This is a genomic window from Variovorax davisae (assembly GCF_030316845.1).
Taxonomy (GTDB): domain Bacteria; phylum Pseudomonadota; class Gammaproteobacteria; order Burkholderiales; family Burkholderiaceae_C; genus Variovorax; species Variovorax davisae.
Genome location: NZ_JASZYS010000008.1, coordinates 207,134 through 228,318, shown reverse-complemented (window position 1 = coordinate 228,318; position 21,185 = coordinate 207,134). Strand labels below are relative to the sequence as shown.

24 protein-coding genes are annotated in these 21,185 nt (G+C 71.7%); 20 read left to right on the top strand and 4 right to left on the bottom strand.

The features are described 5' to 3' along the window. Positions 1–8 precede the first annotated feature (8 nt). The 15 genes from QTI33_RS19995 to QTI33_RS19925 all read left to right on the top strand — a co-directional run bounded on the left by QTI33_RS19995 (position 9) and on the right by QTI33_RS19925 (position 11,723). Positions 9–506: a nitrate reductase cytochrome c-type subunit gene (locus QTI33_RS19995; protein WP_286508010.1), complete on the top strand. Its 498-nt coding sequence runs from the start codon at positions 9–11 to the stop codon at positions 504–506. A gap of 12 nt (positions 507–518) precedes the next feature. Continuing rightward, entirely contained in the window at positions 519–1,106 is a 588-nt protein-coding gene (locus QTI33_RS19990; protein ID WP_286508008.1) for a NapC/NirT family cytochrome c, read from the top strand. Between the two features lie 24 nt (positions 1,107–1,130). Beyond that, positions 1,131–1,766, top strand: a complete 636-nt coding sequence (gene ccmA, locus QTI33_RS19985) for a cytochrome c biogenesis heme-transporting ATPase CcmA (protein WP_286508096.1) — start codon at positions 1,131–1,133, stop codon at positions 1,764–1,766. A 4-nt stretch (positions 1,767–1,770) separates the two neighbouring features. Further along, positions 1,771–2,439 (top strand): heme exporter protein CcmB, encoded by a 669-nt coding sequence (gene ccmB / locus QTI33_RS19980; RefSeq protein ID WP_286508006.1) that lies wholly within the window; start codon positions 1,771–1,773, stop codon positions 2,437–2,439. A 7-nt stretch (positions 2,440–2,446) separates the two neighbouring features. Continuing rightward, on the top strand, positions 2,447–3,241 hold the full coding sequence (locus QTI33_RS19975) for a heme ABC transporter permease (protein WP_286508005.1): 795 nt from the start codon (positions 2,447–2,449) through the stop codon (positions 3,239–3,241). Then, the gene (ccmD, locus tag QTI33_RS19970; RefSeq protein WP_286508004.1) at positions 3,229–3,375 is read left to right on the top strand and encodes a heme exporter protein CcmD; all 147 of its coding nucleotides are present in this window, start codon (positions 3,229–3,231) and stop codon (positions 3,373–3,375) included. The genes QTI33_RS19975 and ccmD overlap by 13 nt, the downstream gene beginning before the upstream one ends. Beyond that, on the top strand, positions 3,372–3,851 hold the full coding sequence (gene ccmE / locus QTI33_RS19965) for a cytochrome c maturation protein CcmE (RefSeq protein WP_286508002.1): 480 nt from the start codon (positions 3,372–3,374) through the stop codon (positions 3,849–3,851). Before ccmD ends, ccmE begins: the two co-directional genes overlap by 4 nt. Then, complete coding sequence (locus tag QTI33_RS19960) at positions 3,848–5,842, top strand: heme lyase CcmF/NrfE family subunit (protein ID WP_286508001.1); 1,995 nt, start codon at positions 3,848–3,850, stop codon at positions 5,840–5,842. Before ccmE ends, QTI33_RS19960 begins: the two co-directional genes overlap by 4 nt. Continuing rightward, the gene (locus QTI33_RS19955) at positions 5,839–6,381 is read left to right on the top strand and encodes a DsbE family thiol:disulfide interchange protein (protein WP_286507999.1); all 543 of its coding nucleotides are present in this window, start codon (positions 5,839–5,841) and stop codon (positions 6,379–6,381) included. The genes QTI33_RS19960 and QTI33_RS19955 overlap by 4 nt, the downstream gene beginning before the upstream one ends. Next, positions 6,374–6,835 (top strand): cytochrome c-type biogenesis protein, encoded by a 462-nt coding sequence (locus QTI33_RS19950; protein ID WP_286507998.1) that lies wholly within the window; start codon positions 6,374–6,376, stop codon positions 6,833–6,835. The genes QTI33_RS19955 and QTI33_RS19950 overlap by 8 nt, the downstream gene beginning before the upstream one ends. Next, positions 6,832–8,088, top strand: coding sequence for a c-type cytochrome biogenesis protein CcmI (gene ccmI / locus QTI33_RS19945; protein ID WP_286507997.1), 1,257 nt, complete (start codon positions 6,832–6,834; stop codon positions 8,086–8,088). Before QTI33_RS19950 ends, ccmI begins: the two co-directional genes overlap by 4 nt. Positions 8,089–8,194: 106 nt before the next feature. Next, complete coding sequence (locus QTI33_RS19940) at positions 8,195–8,680, top strand: VOC family protein (RefSeq protein WP_286507996.1); 486 nt, start codon at positions 8,195–8,197, stop codon at positions 8,678–8,680. A 201-nt stretch (positions 8,681–8,881) separates the two neighbouring features. After that, entirely contained in the window at positions 8,882–9,115 is a 234-nt protein-coding gene (locus QTI33_RS19935) for a DUF2789 domain-containing protein (RefSeq protein WP_286507995.1), read from the top strand. A gap of 380 nt (positions 9,116–9,495) precedes the next feature. Further along, entirely contained in the window at positions 9,496–10,536 is a 1,041-nt protein-coding gene (locus tag QTI33_RS19930) for a VWA domain-containing protein (RefSeq protein ID WP_286507994.1), read from the top strand. Between the two features lie 5 nt (positions 10,537–10,541). Next, a complete protein-coding gene (locus QTI33_RS19925; protein ID WP_286507993.1) occupies positions 10,542–11,723 on the top strand; it encodes a hypothetical protein in 1,182 nt (393 codons plus the stop codon). On the opposite strand, the gene QTI33_RS19920 is transcribed toward QTI33_RS19925, so the two are convergent. The 3 genes from QTI33_RS19920 to QTI33_RS19910 form a co-directional block, all read right to left on the bottom strand. Further along, entirely contained in the window at positions 11,720–12,907 is a 1,188-nt protein-coding gene (locus QTI33_RS19920) for a BamA/TamA family outer membrane protein (protein ID WP_286507991.1), read from the bottom strand. The genes QTI33_RS19925 and QTI33_RS19920 overlap by 4 nt on opposite strands. 101 nt (positions 12,908–13,008) lie before the next feature. Beyond that, on the bottom strand, positions 13,009–13,956 hold the full coding sequence (locus QTI33_RS19915; RefSeq protein WP_286507990.1) for a SphA family protein: 948 nt from the start codon (positions 13,954–13,956) through the stop codon (positions 13,009–13,011). Continuing rightward, on the bottom strand, positions 13,953–14,951 hold the full coding sequence (locus QTI33_RS19910; RefSeq protein WP_444814862.1) for a formylglycine-generating enzyme family protein: 999 nt from the start codon (positions 14,949–14,951) through the stop codon (positions 13,953–13,955). The genes QTI33_RS19915 and QTI33_RS19910 overlap by 4 nt, the downstream gene beginning before the upstream one ends. 200 nt (positions 14,952–15,151) lie before the next feature. Between QTI33_RS19910 and QTI33_RS19905 the strand changes: the two genes are divergently transcribed. The 5 genes from QTI33_RS19905 to QTI33_RS19885 all read left to right on the top strand — a co-directional run bounded on the left by QTI33_RS19905 (position 15,152) and on the right by QTI33_RS19885 (position 20,223). Then, positions 15,152–15,565 carry a hypothetical protein gene (locus QTI33_RS19905; RefSeq protein ID WP_286507987.1) on the top strand — a complete coding sequence of 138 codons (414 nt, stop codon included), beginning with the start codon at positions 15,152–15,154 and terminating at the stop codon, positions 15,563–15,565. A 25-nt stretch (positions 15,566–15,590) separates the two neighbouring features. Next, complete coding sequence (locus QTI33_RS19900) at positions 15,591–17,156, top strand: cation:proton antiporter (RefSeq protein WP_286507985.1); 1,566 nt, start codon at positions 15,591–15,593, stop codon at positions 17,154–17,156. Between the two features lie 109 nt (positions 17,157–17,265). After that, positions 17,266–18,351, top strand: coding sequence for a carboxymuconolactone decarboxylase family protein (locus tag QTI33_RS19895; protein WP_286507984.1), 1,086 nt, complete (start codon positions 17,266–17,268; stop codon positions 18,349–18,351). Continuing rightward, on the top strand, positions 18,348–19,133 hold the full coding sequence (locus QTI33_RS19890; RefSeq protein ID WP_286507983.1) for an adenylate/guanylate cyclase domain-containing protein: 786 nt from the start codon (positions 18,348–18,350) through the stop codon (positions 19,131–19,133). The genes QTI33_RS19895 and QTI33_RS19890 overlap by 4 nt, the downstream gene beginning before the upstream one ends. Before the next feature lie 121 nt (positions 19,134–19,254). Next, complete coding sequence (locus QTI33_RS19885) at positions 19,255–20,223, top strand: ABC transporter substrate-binding protein (RefSeq protein WP_286507982.1); 969 nt, start codon at positions 19,255–19,257, stop codon at positions 20,221–20,223. On the opposite strand, the gene argC is transcribed toward QTI33_RS19885, so the two are convergent. Beyond that, on the bottom strand, positions 20,216–21,139 hold the full coding sequence (gene argC, locus QTI33_RS19880; protein WP_286507981.1) for an N-acetyl-gamma-glutamyl-phosphate reductase: 924 nt from the start codon (positions 21,137–21,139) through the stop codon (positions 20,216–20,218). The genes QTI33_RS19885 and argC overlap by 8 nt on opposite strands. Positions 21,140–21,185 lie beyond the last annotated feature (46 nt).

Below are 21,185 nucleotides of genomic sequence, written 5' to 3'. Positions count from 1 at the left end.
AAATGACAATGCGCCATCGATCCCGGACCCTGTCGCACGCCGTGTGCGCCCTGCTTCTGGCCGCGCTGTCCAGCCTGCTGTTCGCACCCGCGCGGGCCCAGGGGCTGGTCGATTCGATGCGGGGGCCGACGCCCATTCCCGAGCTGACCAGGTCGCCGCCGATCTTCCCGACCGAGAACAAGGACATCCGCCGCACCCGCAATTTCGCGATGCAGCCGCCGACCATTCCGCACACCATCGACGGCTACCAGGTCGACAAGGAGTTCAACCGCTGCATGTTCTGCCACGCGCGCACCCGCACGCAGGAGACCGGCGCGATCCCGGTCAGCATCACCCACTACCAGGACCGCAACGGCAACATGCTCGCGGATGTGTCGCCGCGGCGCTATTTCTGCATCCAGTGCCACGTGGCACAGGCCGATGCCAAGCCGCTCATCGGCAACAACTTCGTCGACGTGGAGCAGTTGCTGCGACGCAAGCCCGGCGTGCTGGGTTCGACGAAATAGCGCGAGGGCGCCATGTTCAAGCTGATCAAGCGCTACTGGATCACGATCAACCGGCCCAGCGCCTACTTCAGCCTGGGCTTCCTGACGCTGGGCGGATTCATCGCGGGCGTGATGTTCTGGGGCGCCTTCAACACCGCGCTCGAACTCACCAACACCGAGGCCTTCTGCACCGGCTGCCACGAGATGCGCGACAACGTCCTGCCCGAGCTGCAGACCACCATCCACTACACCAACCGCAGCGGCGTGCGCGCCCGCTGCCCGGACTGCCACGTGCCGCACAACTGGACCAGCAAGATCGCCCGCAAGATGCAGGCCTCGAAGGAAGTGTGGGGCAAGATCTTCGGCACCATCAACACGCGGGAGAAATTCCTCGAGCATCGGCTGGTGCTGGCGCAGCACGAGTGGGATCGCTTCAAGGCCAACGACTCGCTGGAGTGCCGCAACTGCCACGACTACCAGTCGATGGATTTCACCCGGCAGAGTCCGCGCGCGCAGGCCATGCACTCGACCTTCCTGGCCGACCGCGAGAAGACCTGCATCGACTGCCACAAGGGCATCGCGCATCGCCTGCCCGACGTGGCCCAGGCGAAGGAACCGTAGCGCGTGTCCCACCGCCCTGCCGACATGCACGTCGAAGCCACGGCCGATCGCGGCCTGAGCGCGCGCCAGCTCGGCTTCTGTCGCGCCGGCCGGCCGGTGTTCGACGGCATCGACTTCGCCGTCGGCCCCGGCGAGCTGCTGCAGGTGACGGGCGCCAACGGCAGCGGCAAGACCAGTCTTCTTCGCGTGCTGAGCGGGCTGCTCGAGCCCGCCGCGGGCGAACTGCGCTGGCGCGCGCGGCCGGTCCGCGCGGGCGAAGCCGGCTACCAGCAGTCGGTGGCTTATGTGGGCCACAGCGACGGCATCGACCCCGACCTGAGCGCCGCTCAGAACCTGGCCTTCGCGATGCAGATCGCCGGCGCCGCGCCGAGCCGGGCGCTGGTGGACCGCGCGCTGGGCGCCTACGGCCTGGCGCCCGCGATGCCGGTGCCGGTGCGCAGGCTGTCGCAGGGCCAGCGCCGGCGCGTGGCACTGGCCCGGCTGGGGCTGGTGCCGCGCGTGCTGTGGCTGCTCGACGAGCCCCTGACCTCGCTCGACGAGCAGGCGGGCGACGCATTCCAGGCCCAGCTCCACACGCACCTGCGCGCCGGCGGCATGGCGGTGGTGGCGACCCATTGCGCCCTGCCGGCCGGCGGCCGCTTCCTGCACCTGGGCGCGTAGCCGCATGCCCGCGCTGCTCGCCGCCATCGTCCTGCACGACGTCTCGCTGGCCTGGCGCCGGCGCGGCAGCATCCTGTCGAGCCTGCTGTTCTTCGTCATCGCGAGCAGCCTGTTCCCGCTGGCGATCGGCCCCGACCCCCAGCAACTGCGCGCGCTGGCGCCGGGCATCCTGTGGGTCGCCGCCCTGCTCGCGTCGATGCTGTCGCTGTCGCGGCTCTTCGCGCAGGAACATGCCGACGGCAGCCTCGACCAGTTGCTGCTCTCGCCGCACCCGCTGGCCCTGCTCGTGCTCGCCAAGATCTGCGCCCACTGGGTCACCAGCGGCCTGCCGCTGCTGCTGCTCACGCCCTTGCTGGCGCAGCAGTACGGGCTGCCGGCGTCGTCCGCGCTGCTGCTTTCTGCCTCGCTGCTGATCGGCACGCCGGTCCTGAGCCTGATCGGCGGGGTGGGCGCGGCGCTCACGCTGGGCCTGCGCGGCGGCGCGGTGCTGTTGTGCGTGCTGGTGCTGCCGCTGTGCGTCCCGGTGCTGATCTTCGGCGCCGGCGCCGGCGCGGCGGCCGACGCCGGGCTCGACGTGATGCCGCAACTGTCGCTGCTCGGCGCCTGCCTGGCGCTGGCGCTGTTCCTCTGTCCGATCGCCACGGCGGCCGGTCTTCGCATGTCGATGGAGTGAGCCGACCATGAGCCCTCTCGCCGAGGCACTGCCCAGGGATCGCGAGCCTGCGGGCGGCGCGGCGCGGCGATGGCTGGCCTTCGCCTCGGCCCGGCGCTTCGATCCGCTCGCCGGGCGTCTCGCGCCGTGGTTCTTCGCCGCCGCCCTGCTGTTCCTGGCGGCCGGGCTCTATGTCGGCTTCCGGGTCGCGCCGACCGATGCCCAGCAAGGCGAGGTGTACCGCATCATCTTCATCCACGTGCCGGCGGCCTGGATGTCGATGTTCATCTACCTCGTGATGGCGGGCTACTCGGCGCTGGCCCTGGTGTTCCATACCCGCCTGTCGTCGATGATGGCCTCCGCGCTGGCGCCCACCGGCGCGGTCTTCACGGTGATCGCGCTGGCGAGCGGTGCCCTCTGGGGGCAGCCGACCTGGGGCACCTGGTGGGTCTGGGACGCCCGCCTCACGTCGGAGCTGATCCTGCTCTTCCTCTACCTGGGCTACATGGCGCTCGAGGCCGCGATCGACGAACCCCGGCGCGCCGAACGCGCCTGCGCGCTGCTGGCGCTGGTCGGATCGCTCAACGTCCCGGTGATCTACTTTTCGGTCCGGTGGTGGAACACGCTGCACCAGGGCGCGTCCGTCAGCTTCACGGCGGCGCCGTCGATGGCGGCCACCATGCTGGCCGGCATGCTGTTGATGAGCGTCGCCTGCTGGATGTACAGCATCGCGGTCGCGCTGGTCCGGGTCCGCTGCATCCTGCGCGAGCGCGGCGTCCTGGCCCCTGCGGACGAAGCCCGGAGCGGTTCATGGACTGGCTGACGCAATTGGCATCCGGCGGCCACGCGGCCTACGTCGCGGCTGCGTTCGGCGTCGCGTTCGCGCTCCTGGGCGCCGAAATCCTGTGGCTGCGGCGGCGCTGGCGTGCCGTCTCGGCGGGGCGGAGGCTCTCGTGACCGCCAGGCAACGCCGGCTCGGCATGCTGCTGGCGGCGCTGGCCTGTGCCGCCGCGGCGGTGGCGCTGCTGCTCAATGCCTTTCGCTCCAACCTCGTCTTCTTCTTCAGCCCGACGCAGGTGGTCGCGCGCGAAGCGCCGGTGGCGCGCAGCTTCCGCCTCGGTGGCCTGGTGGTGCCGGGTTCGATGCGCCGCGAAGGGGACGGCCTGACCGTCCGCTTCCTCGTCACCGACACGGCGCGCGAGGTGCCCGTGGTCTATCGCGGCCTGCTGCCCGACCTGTTCCGCGAAGGCAAGGGCGTGGTGGCCAGCGGCAAGCTGCAGGACGACGGCGTCTTCGCCGCCCGCGAGGTGCTGGCCAAGCACGACGAGAACTACATGCCGCCGGAGGCGGCCGACGCCCTGAAGAAGGCCGAGCAGGCGCGCCGCCGGCTGGTCGATGCGGGCGACACGGCCGGGCAGGCGGGCAAGCCATGAACGCGGAGTTCGGCCACTTCAGCCTGATCGTCGCGCTGCTGGTCGCCGGGGTCCAGGCCGTGCTGCCGCTCGCGGGCGCCGCGACCGGCAGGGTCGGCTGGATGGCGCTGGCGCGCCCGGCCGCGCGCCTGCAGGCGGCCCTGGTACTGCTGGCCTTCGTCTCGCTGGCGCGGGCCTTCGTCGACAACGACTTCAGCGTCCGCTACGTGGCGGCCAACTCGAACACCGCCTTGCCCATCGCCTACCGCATCGCGGCCGTCTGGGGCTCGCACGAGGGGTCGATGCTGCTGTGGACGCTGATGCTCGGCGCCTGGTCGGCGGCGGTGTCGGTGTTCAGCCGCCGGCTGCCGCTCGAGACGGTGGCGCGCGTGCTGGGCGTCATGGGGCTGGTCAGCGCCGGCTTCCTGCTGTTCCTGCTGTTCGCCTCCAACCCCTTCCTGCGGCTGCTGCCGCCCGCCATGGAAGGGCGCGATCTCAATCCGCTGCTGCAGGACCCCGGCATGGTGCTGCACCCGCCCCTGCTCTACATGGGCTACGTGGGCTTCTCGGTGAGCTTCGCCTTCGCCGTCGCCGCGCTGATGTCGGGCCAGGTCGACGCCGCCTGGGCCCGCTGGTCGCGCCCTTGGACCCTCGCGGCCTGGGCCTTCCTCACGCTGGGCATCATGCTCGGCAGCGCCTGGGCCTACTACGAACTGGGCTGGGGCGGCTGGTGGTTCTGGGACCCGGTCGAGAACGCCTCCTTCATGCCCTGGCTGGCCGGCACCGCACTGATCCACTCGCTGGCGGTGACCGAGAAGCGAGGCGCCTTTCGCGCCTGGACCGCCCTGCTCGCGATCTTCGCCTTCTCGCTCAGCCTGCTGGGCACCTTCCTCGTGCGCTCCGGCGTGCTGACCTCCGTCCACGCCTTCGCCGTCGACCCCCTGCGCGGCAGCTTCATCCTGGCGCTGCTCGGCGGCGTGACCGGCGGCGCCCTGGCCTTGTTCGCCCTGCGGGCGCCCAGGCTGGCCCGGCCCACCGCGTTCGCGGCGCTGTCGCGCGAATCGTTCCTGCTGGCCAACAATGTGCTGCTGGCGGTGGCGGCCGCCACCGTGCTGCTGGGCACGCTCTATCCGCTGCTGCTCGACCTCCTGGGGCTCGGCAAGATCTCCGTCGGGCCCGCCTATTTCGAACAGGTCTTCGTGCCCTTGATGGCACCGGCGGTGCTGCTGATGGGCGCCGCGCCCTGGGTGCGCTGGCGCGGGGCGGCGCTGGCGGACATCTCGACGCGGCTGCGCTGGTCGGGCTTCGCCAGCCTGGCGATCAGCGCGGCCTGGCTGGCGGTGCTGCGCGCGCCTTCGGCCTTGACGGGCCTGGGCCTGCTGCTGGCCTGCTGGTCGGTGGCCAGCGCGGTCGCCAGCCTGGCCGATCGCCTGCGCCACCAGCGCGGCCGGCGGCTGGCCGCGCTGCGCCAATTGCCGTCCGCCTATGTCGGCATGCTGCTCGCCCACGCCGGCGTCGGCGTCTTCATCGCCGGCGTCACGCTGGTCAGCAGCCAGGAGAGCCTGCGCGAGTTGCCGATGCAAAGCGGGGACAGCACGGAACTGGCGGGCTACGCGTTCCGCTTCGAAGGCGTGACGGCCTCGGCGGGCCCGAACTACGAGGCCCTGGCCGCGACCGTGAGCGTCAGCCGCGACGGCAGCCCGGTCGCCACCCTGGCGCCGCAGCGGCGCATCTACCGCAGCCAGCAGATGCCGACCACCGAAGCCGCGATCGACGTCGGCTGGACGCGCGACCTCTACGTGGCGCTGGGCGAGGCCATCGACGACCACCGCTGGGCCCTGCGCATCCACGTCAAGCCTTTCGTCGACTGGATCTGGATCGGCTGCCTGCTCATGGCGGCCGGCGGCCTGCTCGCCGCCAGCGACCGGCGCTACCGTGTGCGGCAACGCGCGACCGTGCCCGAAGTCGCCGCGCCGCACGCCCTTCCGCCCGCCGGGGAGGGCCAGGCATGACGCGCTTCCTGCTGCCCCTGGGCGTGTTCCTGGCGCTGGCGATCGCGCTGGCGGCCGGCATGGGGCGCGACCCTCGGGCGCTGCCCTCGCCGCTGCTGGGCCAGCCGGCGCCGGCCTTCGAGCTGCCGCTGCTGGAGGGCGACGGGCGCCGCATCCGCGCCAGCGACATGCGCGGCCAGGTGTGGCTGCTCAACGTCTGGGCCTCGTGGTGCACGCCGTGCCAGCTCGAGCACCCCGTGCTGGTCGACTTCGCCGCCCGCTCGCGCACCCCGGTGCTCGGCCTGAACTACAAGGACCAGCCCGACGCGGCGCGCCAGTGGCTGGCGCGCCTGGGCAACCCCTACCTGGCGACCGGGGTCGATCGCGACGGCCGGACCGGCATCGACTTCGGCGTCTACGGCGTGCCCGAGACCTTCGTGATCGACCGCGCCGGCGTGATCCGCCTGCGCCATGCCGGCCCGATGACGCCCGAGTTCCTGGAGCGCGCGCTGGTGCCGTTGCTGCGCGACCTGGAGCGCGAGAAGGCGCCCGATGCCTAGGCGCATGGCGGCCCTGTGGCCCGCCCTGGCGCTGGCGACCGCGATCGCGGCGCCGTCCGAGGCGCAGCTGGACGCGCGCGTGCACGCCCTGTCGCAGCAGCTGCGCTGCGTGGTGTGCCAGAACCAGACGCTGGCCGACTCGCAGGCCGAACTGGCCGTGGACCTGCGCCGGCAGATCCGCGAGCAGTTGCGCAGCGGCGCCGGCGACGAGGCCGTGAAGGCGTACCTGGTGCAGCGCTATGGCGACTTCGTGCTGTACGACCCGCCGCTGAAGCCCGCGACCTGGCTGCTCTGGTTCGGCCCGCTGCTGTTGCTGGCACTGGCCGCGCTGGCGGTGGTGCGCAGCCGGCGGCGTCGCCCTGCGGCCCCGGCGCCGCTGGACGAAGCGGCGCGCCAGCGGGCCGATGCGCTGCTCGGTGCATCCAATGCCGCCTCACGGGAGTCCGGCCGATGATCGCGTTCTGGCTGCTCGCCGCCGCCCTGATCGCCGCCGCCATGGCGTGCCTGCTGCCGCCCCTGCTGCGCCAGGGCCGGCGTGGCGCCGCCGAGCGCGACGCCGTGCCGGTGGCCGATTGCTACCGGGGCCAGTTGGATGACATCGAAGCCGACCTGAACGCCGGCACCCTCGCCCCCGCGCGCGGCCGCGAGGCGCGCGACGAGGTGGCCCGGCGCCTGTTGGCCGACGCCGGCCTGGCCCCGTCGGCGCGGCAGGTCGACCGGCCTTCGCCGCTGCTGGCCGCCGTCCTGCTGGCGGCCCTGCCCAGCGCGGCCATCGTTCTCTACCTGCAGCTCGGCAACCCTTTGGCCCTGTGGCGGGCGGACGATGCGGCGCATGCCCACGACGGCAACAGCGAACCCAGCGCCGCGCAGATCGAGGGCATGGTCAACCAATTGGCACTGCGCCTGCGCAGCCAGCCCGACGACGTGGACGGCTGGTATATGTTGGCGCGCTCCTATGCGGCCCTCGAACGCCCGGCCGATGCCGCCGCCGCCTACGCCAAGGCCGTGGCGCTCGCCCCCGAGGAGGCGGCGCTGCGCGCGGACTACGCCGACGTGCTGGCCAGCGTCGACGGCGGCAGGCTCAACGGCGCGGCACTCGAACAGGTCCGCCGCGCGCTGGCGCTGGACCCGGACCAGCCGAAGGCGCTGGCGCTCGCCGCCAGTGCCGCGGTCGAGCGTGGCGACACCCCGGAGGCCGTACGGCAATGGGAGCGCCTCCAGCGCCTGCTGCCGCCGGACTCCCAGACCGCGGCGCGGATCGCTGCGAACCTGGCGCAGGCGCGTTCATCCGCCCCGCTCGACGCCCGCGGCGACAAGGCCGCCGGGGCCGCGTCGGTCGCCGGCCAGGTGCGCCTCGGCGACAAGGCGGGCAGGACGCCGCTGCCGGACGAGACGGTGTTCGTGTATGCGCGCCCGGTCGATGGCTCGCGCCTGCCGCTGGCCGTGCTGCGGGCCCGGGTCGGCGACCTGCCCCTGGCCTTCGTTCTCGACGACAGCCTGGCGATGCGGCCCGACCACCGGCTGTCGGGCGCGGGGCAGGTGATCGTCGAGGCCCGCATCTCTGCGAGCGGCAACGCCATGCCGTCGGAGGGCGACCTCGTCGGCCGTACGGGGCCGGTGCCGGTGGGCCGGACCGACCTGCAACTGGTCATCGAAGGCACGGTGCCGCCGTCCGCCGCGGGCGGCCCGGGACGCGCGCCGAGATGAAGACGCCGCGGGCCGGCTGCCCGGCGGCCTACGACGGCATCGGTCCCTTCCGACAATGCGCGATGGGCCGATGCCGGATGCTCAACCCTCCAGGAGAGACGACCTCATGACCCCCAAGAACACCCTCTGTCTGTGGTACGACGGGACTGCGGTGGACGCCGCGAAGTTCTATGCCGCCACCTTCCCCGACAGCGCCGTGGGCACCATCTTCCGGGCCCCGGGCGACTACCCCGCGGGCCAGGAAGGCGATGTGCTGACGGTCGAGTTCACCGTGATCGGCATCCCCTGCCTGGGGCTGAACGGCGGCCCGGCGTTCAAGCACAGCGAGGCCTTCTCGTTCCAGATCGCGACCGACGACCAGGCCGAGACCGACCGCCTGTGGAACGCGATCATCGGCAACGGCGGCCAGGCCAGCGAGTGCGGCTGGTGCAAGGACCGCTGGGGCTTGTCATGGCAGATCACGCCGCGCGCGCTCACCGCCGCGCTCGCCGACCCCGACCGTGCGGCGGCCAAGCGTGCGTTCGACGCGATGATGACCATGGGCAAGATCGACATCGCGGCGATCGAGGCGGCGCGGCGCGGCCCGAAGTGAGGTTCGCGCCCTAGCCCGGCAGTTCGCGGCAGCCGAGGTCCTCGGCGCGCCTCGGTGAGGCCGTCGGGCTCGGCGGCCTTCGGCAGCGCGGGGTTCGCCATGCCGAATTGTGCGGCCACTCACGCGGTCGGCGGCACCGACAGCAACGCGGGCCGCACTTTGCGCTATGGTTCTGGCAACGACCTCACGGACTTGCACGCCATGGACCTCAGCAGCCACACCTTCCAAAGCCTGTTCGACCAGCTCGGACTTCCCAGCACGGAGTCCGAGATCCAGCGCTTCATCACCACGCACCGCCCCCTGAGCGACAAGGTGGCGCTGGCCGACGCGAGCTTCTGGACGCCCGCCCAGTCGCAGTTCCTGCGCGAGGAGATCCGGGAGGATGCCGACTGGGCCGAGGTGGTGGACCAGCTCAACCTGGCGCTGCGCGCCTGAGCGGCCCGCCGGTTTCGGATGGCCGCTGACCTGCGGCCATGGTCGAATCCGGCCGCCTCGTTGCGGCCTGCGTCGCTCGGACGGTTCCGGGCGCTTACGTGAGATTCAAACCTGCCAGGTGCATCCGCTCGGTGCCGCTGGTGCCGGGCGTCGACTTCTTCGTCGAACTCGAACGCACCATCCGCGGCAGCTACCCCAGGTGCCCGGCGCCGAGAACGAAGCGCGCATCCGGCAGGCCGTGCGCGGGATCCGGGCGATGTTCAAGGCCGACGGGGCGACGCGGACCGCCTGAGGCGCCGGGCGACGGCGGCGCGCTTCTTGCGAAACCGCCCCCGCACGGGCACGATAGTGCCGCACCGCCCAACTCCAAGGCGCCGCCGATGTCCTTCCTCTGGCCCGATTGCCTCTGGTTCCTGCCGGCGCTTGCGCTGCTGCCGGCGGCCTACGTCTGGCTGCTGCGCCGCCGCAGCCGGAGTGCCTTGCGCTACAGCAGCCTGGCGCTGGTCCGCACGGCGGTCGCGGGGCGCAACTGGCGGCGGCACGTTCCGCCCGCATTGTTCCTCGTCGCCTGCGCGGGTTTGCTGCTGGCGGCGGCGCGGCCCGTGGCGCGCGTGCCGCTGCCCTGGGCGCGGTCGTCCGTCATGCTGGCCATGGACGTGTCGCTCAGCATGCGCGTGAGCGACGTGCTGCCGACCCGGATGGCCGCCGCGCAGGAGGCGGCGAAGCTGTTCCTGCGCGAACTGCCCAAGGAGATCGAGGTCGGCCTCGTCACCTTCGCCGGCAGCAGCCAGGTGGCCCAGCGCGCCACGCTGGACCGCGCCAGCCTGGTCACGAGCATCGACGGCTTCCAGATGCAGATGGGCACCGCGGTGGGCAACGCCATCGTGCAGTGCCTGGCCGAGCTGTTTCCGGAGCAGGGCATCGACCTCGGTGACATGAATTTCGGCAGCCGGCCCCGCGGGCGCAGCCTGGACGAGAAGGCGAAGCCGCCGCCCCAGCAGATCACGCCCGTGGCGCCGGGCTCCTTCGATTCCGCCGCGATCATCCTGCTGAGCGACGGCCGCCGCACCACCGGGGTCGACACCCTCGAAGCGGCGAAGATGGCCGCCGACCGCGGCGTGCGGATCTACGTGGTCGGGCTCGGCACGGTCGAGGGTGACGCCGCCACGCCCGACGGGCTGGCGATCTACATGAAGCTGGACGAGCCGACCCTGCGCGAGGTGGCGCGCATGACCGGCGGCGAGTATTTCCATGCCGGCACCGCGGAGGCGCTGCGCAGCGTGTACGGCAAGCTCGGCTCGCGCGTGCAGGTGCTGACGCGCGACACCGAGCTCACGGGCGTGGTGGCGCTGGTCTCGGCGCTGGTCGCGATCGCGGCGGCCGTGCTGTCGCTGCTCTGGTCCGGAAGCCGCCTGTATTGAACCCGATGAACGACGCTGCCGGGGACCTCGACCTGTTCGACGGCGGCCCGCCGCTGCGCCTGCTGCGGCTGTGGGGCCGCTTCGACCCCTGGCACCGGCACGTGGTGCGGCGCGCCCTGGTGGTGATCGCGCTGGGCTGGTTGCCACTGATGGCCTTGGCGCTGGTCTCGGGCGCCTACGGCCATGCCGAGGTCCTGGCCGCCTTCCTGCGCGATGCCTCGGTGCATGCGCGCTCGCTGCTCGCCGCGCCGCTGCTGGTGCTGGCCGAGGCGCTGTGCATCCCGCGCCTGGGCGCCATCGCGCAGTCGCTGGGCACGCGGGGGATCGTCCCGCCCTCCGAGGGACCCGCCTACGAGGCCGTGGTGCGGTCGATCCGGCGGCTGCGCGACAGCTGGATGGTCGAGGCCTTCGCGGTCGTGCTGGCCTGCGCCGCGGCGCTGCTGCTCGTGAGCCACGTGCCGGCCGCCTTCCTGCCCGACTGGCACCGGGGCGACGCCAGCGCGCCGCTGGGCCGGTCGCTGGCGAGCTGGTGGCACGCACTGGTCAGCCTGCCGCTGCTGCTGGTGCTGCTGCTCGGATGGGTCTGGCGGCTGTGCCTGTGGGCGCACTATCTCTGGCGGGTCTCGCGGCTGAAGCTGCGGCTGGTCGTCTCTCATCCCGAAGGCGCGGCCGGCCTGATGGTCGTGGGCTATTCGCTGCGCGATTTCTCACCGGTCGGCGTCGCCATCGGCATCATCGTCGCCGCCACCGAACTGGCGCATGTCGTGGCTGGCGGCGCCGGCAGCCCGGAACAGCTCGGCCGGCTGGCGCTCGGCACCGTGGGGGTGGTGGTCGTGCTGTTCACGGCGCCACTGCTGGTGTTCAGTCCGCCGCTGCTGGCGGCCTGGCGGCGCGGCGTCGTCGACTACGGCGCGCTGGTGCAGCGCGTCGGCGAGGCCTTCGAGGACAAGTGGATGGCCGGGCCAGCAACGCCGGACACGTCCGAGCCCCTGTCGAGCGGCGACTTCTCCGCGGTGACCGACCTCTACCAAAGCGCCGGCAACGCGTTCACCATGCGGCTGGTTGCGGTCGACCTGCGCAGCCTGCTGGCGCTGGCCGCGTCCACGGCCCTGCCCTTCGGCGTGGTCGCGCTGGCGATGGTGCCGTTCGACAAGCTGTTCGACCAGCTGGTGGGGATGCTTCTCTAGCGCCAGGCGTTCCCGACCTGGATGTACCAGGTGCCGTCTTCGGGCCCCTTGGCATAGTCCAGCCCGACCCACATCCCGAGCCGCTCGGCGATCTGGTAGCGAAAGCCCACGCCCCGGCTCACCGCGCTCGAGGCCTCGCCGAAATCCGTGCTGCGCCCCCAGGCGCGGCCGGCGCCGATGAAGCCCACGGCGGCCCAGCGCGGGGTGAAGTTCCAGCGCAGTTCGGTCTCGACGACCGCCGTGTGCTCGTCCTGGTAGCGTCCCGCCGGGATGCCGCGCATGTCGATGAACGGCAGCATGTAGAACGGCACCGTGCCGCTCACGCTGCGGCCGTCGAGGCGGCCGCCGAGCACGAAGTCGCGGGCGAAGGGCCAGTAGGCGAACAGGTGGCCGCGATAGCTCTCGAAGCGCGTGTCGCTGCCGATGCCCGGGGCATAGAACATCGCGTCCAGGGCGCCGGTCCAGCCCTTGGACGGCGTGAAGATGCTGTCGCGCGAATCGTGCTCCAGCGTCAGCCCGAGGCCGGAGGCCCGCTGCGCGGCCTCGTCCGGTCGCAATCCGGCGCGCGGGTCGCCGCTCAGGTCGAGCTTGCTGTCGAGGTCGAGGAAGATCCAGCGCAGGCCCAGCCAGTTGTCGCTGTCGCCCAGGCGGCGCAGCACCTGCTGGCTCGACATCCAGCCGTCGAGCGAATAGGCCAGGCTCTGGACGCCGTCGCCGAGGCCGCTGCCGCCGATGCCGTAGAAGGCCAGGTTGACATCGGCGCGGCCCACGCCGCCGCGGTAACGCCAGCGGTCCTCGGCGAAGGTCGCCATCCCGCCGGCGAAGGCGGCCTTGGTGCCGTTCTCGGTGGCGGCCGCGCCGACGACGAAGATGTCGGGCGGCGACATGTGGCCGGTCTCCCGGGCCTTCTGCGCGCTCTCGCGCATCGAGTTGCGCACGAACATCAGCGCCACGCCGCCGCCGTAGCCCACCGCCGGCTCGGTGATGACGATCGGGATCGGCAGGAAGCCCTGGCGGTCGATCAGCCAGTTCGAGATGTCGAGATGGCCATCATCCGCGTCGACGAAGTCTTCGAGGAAGGCGGGCGCCGACGCGCAGAGCCCGCTCGCCGCCAGCGCCGCCGCCACCACCCCGCCTCGCACCAGCTGTCGGAGGTCGGGGGCACCGGGGCTTGCGGATGGCATGCGCGGATTCTCGGAAAGCGCGGCGCTGCTGGCTACCGGCCCAAGGGGCGGCGGGAGCTGCACCTTCGTGCAATCGCCGGTCAGGCGCGACGGGCGAGGCCTCAAAGAAAGGGCAGGGTCAGGCTCAGGCTGACCCCATTGCCCTTGGGCCGGTTCTTGGCGTCGACGTCGTAGACCCAGCGCGCCGAGAAGGCCGCCGGCTGGTTGCCGAACTTGCCGGCCCAGGTCACGATCGGGCCGAGGCCCACCGAGTAGCCCTTGAAGCCGTTGAGCCTGTCGGCGGTCGGCCCGGAGTCGTCCTGGAGCTGCTCGATCCAGCCGCCGACCACGCCCAGGTGCCATTGCGGCGCGATGGTCGCGGTCCACATCGCGTCGATGCGGAACACGGCGCCGTTCTTGTAGTCGGTGTCGTCGTTGCGGGTGTAGAAGTCGATCGCGGTCACGGCGGTGAACTCACCGCCGCCGGCCAGCAGCCGGGTGTAGGCGACCGTCGGCGAGAAGGTCCAGGTGTTCTGCCCGGCGTTGGCGAGCCGGTTCGGGTCGTAGGAGCCGGTCGGCGCGTAGAACGGCAGCGAGAAGGCGATGTGCTCGGTCTCGCTGAAGTGGTAGCCGGCCACGAGCGGGTTGACCAGGATGTCCGCGAAGTGCGTGTTGCTGTCGCTGCGCGAGACGCCCAGCCGGCGGCCCGCGATGTCGATCTCGGCCTTGGTGTACTGCACCGGCAGGCCGATCGCCGACGCGAAGTTCCAGCGCCCCGGGCCGGTGTTCCAGACATAGGTCAGGTTGGCGATGTTGTACGAGGCCGTGGCCTCCAGGCCGGCACTGACGACGCGGCCCACCGAGACCTGCCGCGAGCCGTCGAGTTCGCCGTTGAAGTAGATGCTGCCGAGCGTCAGCACCAGGCCCGGCGTGGGCGGCACGATCCCGGCATCGGAGTACACCTGCTGCCCCGTGATCGGCCGGCCGATGCCGCCTTCGGTCGCCAGCGCCAGCACCGGCGCCATGAGGGCTGCGCACCAGAGGGCGCTTCGCAGGGATCGCAACTTCATGGGCGGGTTCCTTCAGGACGTTGTTCTTCGCGCACGATGCAGCGGAAGCCGAGGTGCGAGGTCATGGTGTCGATCGGCTGCGCCATCCGGGCGGCCGGGCGGTAGCGGTGGCAGTAGTTCGGCGCGCACAGGTGCGAGCCGCCTTTCATGACCCGGCGCGGGATGCGCAGCGCGGGCGTGCGCGGGTCGAAGCTCGCGTCGGCCGTGCCGCCGCGCGGGTTGCGGAGGGTGCAGCAGGCATGCTCGATCTTGCCGTGCTCCTGGTACCAGTCGGTGGTCCATTCCCAGACGTTGCCGGCCATGTCGAACAGGCCGTAGCCGTTCGGCGGGAACGAGCCGACCGGCGCCGTCCCCTCGTAGCCGTCGACCAGCAGGTTCTGCCAGGGGAACTGGCCTTGCCAGGTGTTGGCCATGTGCTTGCCGCCCGGCGTGAACTCGTCGCCCCAGGTGTATTGCGCACCATCGAGGCCGCCGCGGGACGCGAACTCCCATTCGGCCTCGCTCGGCAGGGCCTTGCCGGCCCAGGCCGCATAGGCCTCGGCGTCTTCGAAGGCGACATGCACCACCGGGTGCTTCCAGAGCCCCTGCAGCGAGCTGCCGGGGCCGCGCGGATGGCGCCAGTCGGCGCCCTGCTGGTAGGTCCACCAGTTGTGGACGTTGCCCATGTCGACCGGTCCCTCGGTCTTGCGGAAGACCACCGACGAGGGTGCCAGCATCGCCGGGTCGGCGCCGGGATAGTCCTCGGCCCGCGCCGGCTTCTCGGCCAGCGTGACGTGGCCGGTGGCGTCGACGAAACGCTTGAAGTCGGCGTTGGTCACGGTGTGGGTGTCGATCCAGAAGCCCTCGACCGCGACCTTGTGCACGGGCGCCTCTTCGGGATAGTGGCGATCCGATCCCATGAGGAAGGTGCCCCCCGGTATCCAGGCCATGCCGGCTGCAGGCGGCTTGCCGCGGGCGGCCGGCGTCGGGGCGAGAGGCGTGTTCAAGCTGTCCATGCGTCTTGGGTCGGAAGATGGGTCGCCCGCATGATAGGCGGGCCCAAGGCCACTGACCACCGCTTTGCGCGCGCCGCCGGCGCCGTGCTGTCGGCCGCGTCCTACGCCGCAACAATCGTGTTGACGGGCCCTCTCGGCGCCGGCATGCTCGACCGCCTTGCGCCGAGCGCGGGCGAAGCCGGCAAGCCACGGAGCCAATGATGAATGAAATTCAGGAGGTGCTTCACCGCGTCTGGACGGACCTGCTTTCGCGTCCGAGCGGACCCGAGTCGTTCCGCTTCATCTTCCAGCCGATCATGGCCGCGGTGGTCGCGGTGGTCGACGGCATCAAGGATGCCCGCGCCGGCCGCACGCCGTACTTCCGGGCCCTGCTGCGTGATCCGGCCCAGCGCGGCGCACGGCTGCGCGAAGGCTTCAAGGCCACCTCGCGCATCATCGCCCTGGGCTTCGGCCTGGACGCCATCTACCAGTTCAAGACCGTCGGCACCTTCTACCTCGGCGAGGCGGTCGTGATCGTGTTCTTCCTGGCGTTCCTGCCCTACCTGCTGGTCCGCGGGCCGGCGGACCGGATCGCCAGGTGGTGGATCGCCCGGAAGGCCGCGAACAGGACCTGAGCGCCCGCACCGAATCGGCCCGACCATGGTCACCTTCGAATGGATCATCGTGCTGTTGCTCGGCGCGGCGCTGCTGGCTGCGCTCGCGCGGCGGCTGGGCGCGCCGTATCCGACCTTCCTCGCGCTCGGCGGCACCTTGCTCGCCTTCGTGCCCGACAGTCCCAACTGGACGCTGGACCCGCACCTGGCGCTGACCCTGTTCGTGGCGCCGGTGCTGGTCGACGCCGCCTACGACACCTCGCTGCGCGACCTGCGCACCCACTGGCGGCCGATCGCCGGGCTGGTGATCGCCGCGGTCGGCACCACGGTGATCGCGGTCGCGCTGGTGGCGCGCTGGCTGGTGCCCGGCATGTCCTGGCCGGTGGCGATCGCGTTGGGCGCGATCGTCGCGCCGCCCGACGCGGCGGCCGCGACCGCCGTGATGCGGCAGGTCAAGCTGCCGCACAAGCTGCTCAAGATCATCGAGGGCGAGAGCCTGCTCAACGACGCCAGCGCGCTGCTGGTCTACCGGCTCGCGATCATGGCCGTGATGGCCGGCCACCTGGGTTTCGCCAGCTTCGCGCCGGTGTTCCTGCTGACCCTCTTCGGCAGCCTGGCGGCGGGCGTGGGCTGCGCCTGGGCGCTGCGGCGGCTGATGAGCGGCGTGCGCGAGGTGCCGGTGCTGCTGATCATGCAGTTCGCCCTGACCTTCGGCGTCTGGATCGCGGCCGAGGCGATCGGGCTCTCGGGCATCCTCACGCTGGTCGCCTACGCGATGACGGTGGCGCGCAGCGGCGGCGCCCAGTTGACGGCGCGCCAGCGCGTGCCCGTGTTCGCGGTCTGGGAGGCGGTGGTGTTCGTGCTGAATGCCTTCGCCTTCGTGCTGATCGGCATGCAGCTGCGGCCGATCTGGCAGCGGCTGGAAGCCGGCGGCGCGCGCACCGATGCGGTGCTCACGGCCCTGGTGGTGCTCGGCACGACGATCGCGGCACGCTTCGTCTGGGTGCTGAGCTACAAGGCGCTCACCCTGCGGCGCCATCGCGCCGCCGCGCCGGGCGGGCAAGCAGGCGGCGCCTTCGGCAGCGGCATCGTGCTGTCGTGGGCCGGCATGCGCGGCATCGTCACGCTGGCCGCCGCCTTCGCGATTCCCGAGACCCTGCCCGACGGCACGCCGTTCCCGCACCGCGACCTGATCCTGCTGTGCGCCTTCGCGGTGGTGCTGGGCACGCTGGTGCTGCAGGGCCTCACGATGGCGCCGCTGATCCGGCGCATGGGCCTCAGCGACGACGACCCGGTGGGGCGCGAGATCCGGCTCGGCCGCACGCAGGCCTATCGCGCGCTGCTCGACGCCATCGCGCACGACGACAGCCTGGCCGGCAAGCTGCTGCGCAAGGAATACGGCGCGGTCGTCGAGCTCAACTCGGGCCATGCCGACGAGGCGCCGATCGACGAAGTGCCCGGCGGCCCGCTGCGGCGCCGCGCCATCGCGGTGGCGCGGCAGCGCGCCTTCGAGATGCGCCGCGACGACGTGATCGGCGACGATGCCTACCGGGTGCTGGTGCAGGAGCTCGACTGGGCCGAACTCAGCGCCGGCGGCGGCCGGCCGCAATGACGCAGAGGCCGCCCACGGAGGCCGGCAAGGCGCGGTCTGCATTGGATATACCATCCAGGCCGGCCGATGGACGATCGGCCATGGCGTCCGGTTTCCTGTGGAGTGGTGCATGGCCGTGTTGCTGAGTGAGATCCAGTGGAGCGACCCCGTCCTGCCGGCGGCGCCGGACGCGGCCTGGGAAGCCGAACTCAAGCGCCGCGGCGCCCCGGTGCTCGAGGTCGACCGCCGGGTGGCGGCCAGCCGCTGGCTGCGCGAGGCCGCCTACCAGGCGACCAACTACATGCCCGCCGCGCTGCCCGAGCGGCTGCACCGCATGGGCAGCATGGTGACGGCCCAGGAGAATGCCTGCCGCTACTGCTATGGCGCCAACCGGGCCTACATGAAGCTGCTGGGCTATTCCGAGTCGTTCATCCAGCAGGTCGAGCGCGACGTGCAGATGGCCGAGCTGGACGGCAAGGAGCGCGCCTACATCGCCTTCTGCCGCAGCCTGGCTCGGTCGCGGCCGCGCCCGGCCGCAACCGAGCGGGCGGCCCTGCGCGCGCTCGGCTACAGCCCGGCGCAGATCGGCGAGATCGCCTTTGCGATCTCGCTCGGCTGCTTCTACAACCGCGTCAGCACCCTGCTGGCCTGCCCGCCCGAGAAGAAGTTCGAGCGCATGGCCAGCGGGCCGTTTCGCTGGCTTCTCGCGCTGGCCATGCCGTTGATGAAGAAGCTCGGGCCGGGGCGGCCGGCGACGCCGGTCCTGGACCGGGCGACCCTGGCTGCCGGCCCTTTCGGCGTGGTGGTCGCGCCGCTGGCCGGCCTGCAGGCGGGCAGCATCATGAAGGCGGCGCTCGATGGCGCCTTCGAATCCGGCTTGCTGAGCCGCAGTGCCAAGGCGCTGATGTTCGCCGTGGTCGCGCGCACGCTGGGCTGCCCGCACTGCGAAGCCGCGGCGACGCGGCTGCTGCTCGATGACGGCCTCGGCCAGGCGGAGATCGACAGCGCCATGGCGACGCTTCGCTCACCCCTGCTGGCGCAGGGCGAAGCCGGCCTGCTCGCGTGGGCGCGCGACACGGTCTACTACGAGCCGTCGTCGATCCAGCAGAAGACCCGCGCCCTCGGCGCCGAACTGGGCGGCCCCGCGCTGCTGGAGGCCATCGGCGTGGCATCGCTGGCCAACGCGACCGTGCGGCTGGCCATGCTGCTGGAGTGACGGCGCTGGACTGGATCCTGGTCGCGCTCGGCGCCATCGCCCTGTCGGGCCTGGCCGCGCTGGTCCTGCACGGCCGCCGGCAGAACGACCAGCTCGAACGGCTGCTGCTCGCCGCCGACGACCGGCTGGAGCAACTGCAGCGCCAGTTCGAGCGCTTCGTGCCGGCCGACGTGGTGGAGCGGCTGACCCAGGCCAGCGACGCCCTGGCGCCCGAGCGGCGCCAGGTGACGATGCTGTTCGCCGACCTGCGCGGCTTCACGGCCCTGTGCGACCGGCTCGACCCGGCCGTGACGGTGGCCATCCTGAACGACTACTTCCGCCACATGACGATCGCCATCGGCCATCACCACGGCCATGTCACCGAATTCGTCGGCGACGGCCTGCTGGCGCTGTTCGGCGCGCTGGAGGCCAACCCCTGGCAGGCCCGGGACGCCGTGCTGGCCGCGCTGGACATGCGCGCGGCCCTGGCGCGCTACAACACCACCCTGCGCGAGCGGGGCCTGCCCGAGCTGCGCTTCGGCATCGGCATCCACGGCGGCGAGGTGGTGGCGGGCGTGATCGGCACCGCCGGCCTGTCCAAGTTCAGCGTGACCGGCGACCCCATCAATGTCGCCTCCCGGGTCGAAGGACTGACCGGCAAGTACGAGGTCGACCTGCTGGTCACGGAGGACATCCGCCGCGCGCTGGACAACCGGTTCCGGCTGCGGCCCATGCCTCCGGCGCTGGTCAAGGGCAAGGCGGAGCCGATCCAGACCTACCACGTGGAGGCCGCCGAACGATGAGCGGCGGCGGTCGCACAGCGGCGGCTGCGGCGTCGGCATCACCTCCTCGCGCACCCTGAGGGTCCGCCGGCGTCTTGCGCAACCGCCACCGATGGTGCACCCTCCCGCCATGGAACGACGCATGGTCCTGGGCACCGCGTTCGCGCTGGCGTTGACGCAGGTCCGTTCGCGGACCCACGCAGCCGACCAGGTGCTGCGCCTGGGATGGGTCACCGCGCAGGAGCCCCCCAGCCTGGCGCCGATGGTCGCGGCGCTGCGCGCCTCGCTCGCCCGGCTCGGCCATGTCGAAGGCCAGAACCTTGTCATCGCGTTCCGGTACGGCGACGGCTCGGTCGACCGCGTCCCCGAGCAGGTCGCCGAACTCCAGGGCCTGGGCATCGACATCCTGCTGGCGCAGGGCGGGCCGGCGGTCAATGTCGTGAGCGGCCTGCCGCTGGCGGTGCCGGTGGCCTACGTCTTCAGCGGCGATCCGGTCTCGGCCGGCTTCGCGAAGAGCCTCGCGCACCCCGAGTCGAACATGACCGGCCTCACGCTGATGGCGGCCGAGATGAACGGCAAGCTGCTGGAGATCCTGCGCGAGATGGTTCCGACGCTGCGCGACGTGGCGATCGTGGCCAACCCCGAGCATCCCGGCTCGCACATCGAGCGCGACTACACCGACGGCGCGGCCACGCAACTCGGCCTGCGCACCGCGTACTTTCCGGCCCGAACGCGCAGCGAGCTCGCATCCTCGCTGGACGCCATGGCCGCTTCGCCCGCACGCGCGGTGTCGATCTTCAGCGACAGCTTCGCGGTGGCCAACCGGCGGCAGATCCTCGATTTCGCGATCGCGCGCAAGATGCCCGTGATGTCCGGCTGGCCGGTGTTCGCGGACAGCGGCGCGCTGTGCACCTACGGCCCGCGGCTGGTGGATTCCTATGCGCGGCTGGCGTCGTATGTCGATCGCATCGCCAAGGGCGCCCGGCCCGCGGACCTGCCGATCGAGCGGCCGACGACCTTCGAGCTGGTGCTCAACCAGAGGACCGCCAACGCCATCGGGCTGAAGCTGCCGCAGTCGCTGCTGGTGCGCGCAGACCGGCTCATCAGCTGATATCGACGCCCGCCATCAAGCGCAGGTTCTGGACCGCCGCACCCGCGGCACCCTTGCCCAGGTTGTCGAGCACCGCGCCCAGGACGATCTGGCCCGTGCGTTCATTGCAGGCGACGGCCAGGCTCATGTCGTTCGAGCCGTTGTGGACCTGCGGGTCCAGTTCGGTGATCGGCTCAGCCGACGACATCGGCCGCACGCGCACATGCGCCGCATCGCGGTAGCGTTGCGCCAGGCATTCGTGGATGCGCGCGCCCGAGACATCCGGGGGAAGCATTCGCGCGTGCAGTCCGATGGTGAGCACGATGCCCTGCCGCCAGCTGCCATAGGCCGGGACGAAGAGGGGCCGCTGCGCCAAGCCCGCGTAGGCTTCGATTTCCGGTACGTGCTTGTGCGCCAGTGCCAGGCCGTAGACCTTGAACGAATGCGCCCCGGCCCCGGCCTCGTGCGCTTCGGCCGCCGCCCTGCCCTGGCCCGAATAGCCCGAGACGGCATGGATGGCGAGCGGACAGTCGGCGGGCAACAGGCCCGCGTCCGTCAGCGGTCGAAGCAGGGCGATCGCGGCGGTGGGATAGCAGCCCGGATTGCTGACCCGCGCTGCCGAGGCGACGCGTTCGCCTTGCCCTGCATCGAGCTCCGGCAGTCCGTAGACCCACCCCGGGCTGGTGCGGTGGGCCGAGCTGGCGTCGATGACACGCACCGAAGGGTTGTCGATCATCGCCACCGCGTCGCGCGCCGCGGCATCGGGCAGGCAGAGGATGGCGATGTCGCAGGCGTTGAGGGCGTCGCGGCGGGCCGCCGCGTCCTTGCGCAGGTCCGTCGGCAAGGTGCGGATGCGGAATTCCCCGCCGCGAAGCCGGTTCTGCAGGTCCAGGCCGGTGGTGCCTTGGTCGCCGTCGATGAAGATCTGAAGGTCCATGGGGTGCGATCGTAGGGATTCGGCCTCGATGGCTCCAGCTGAATTT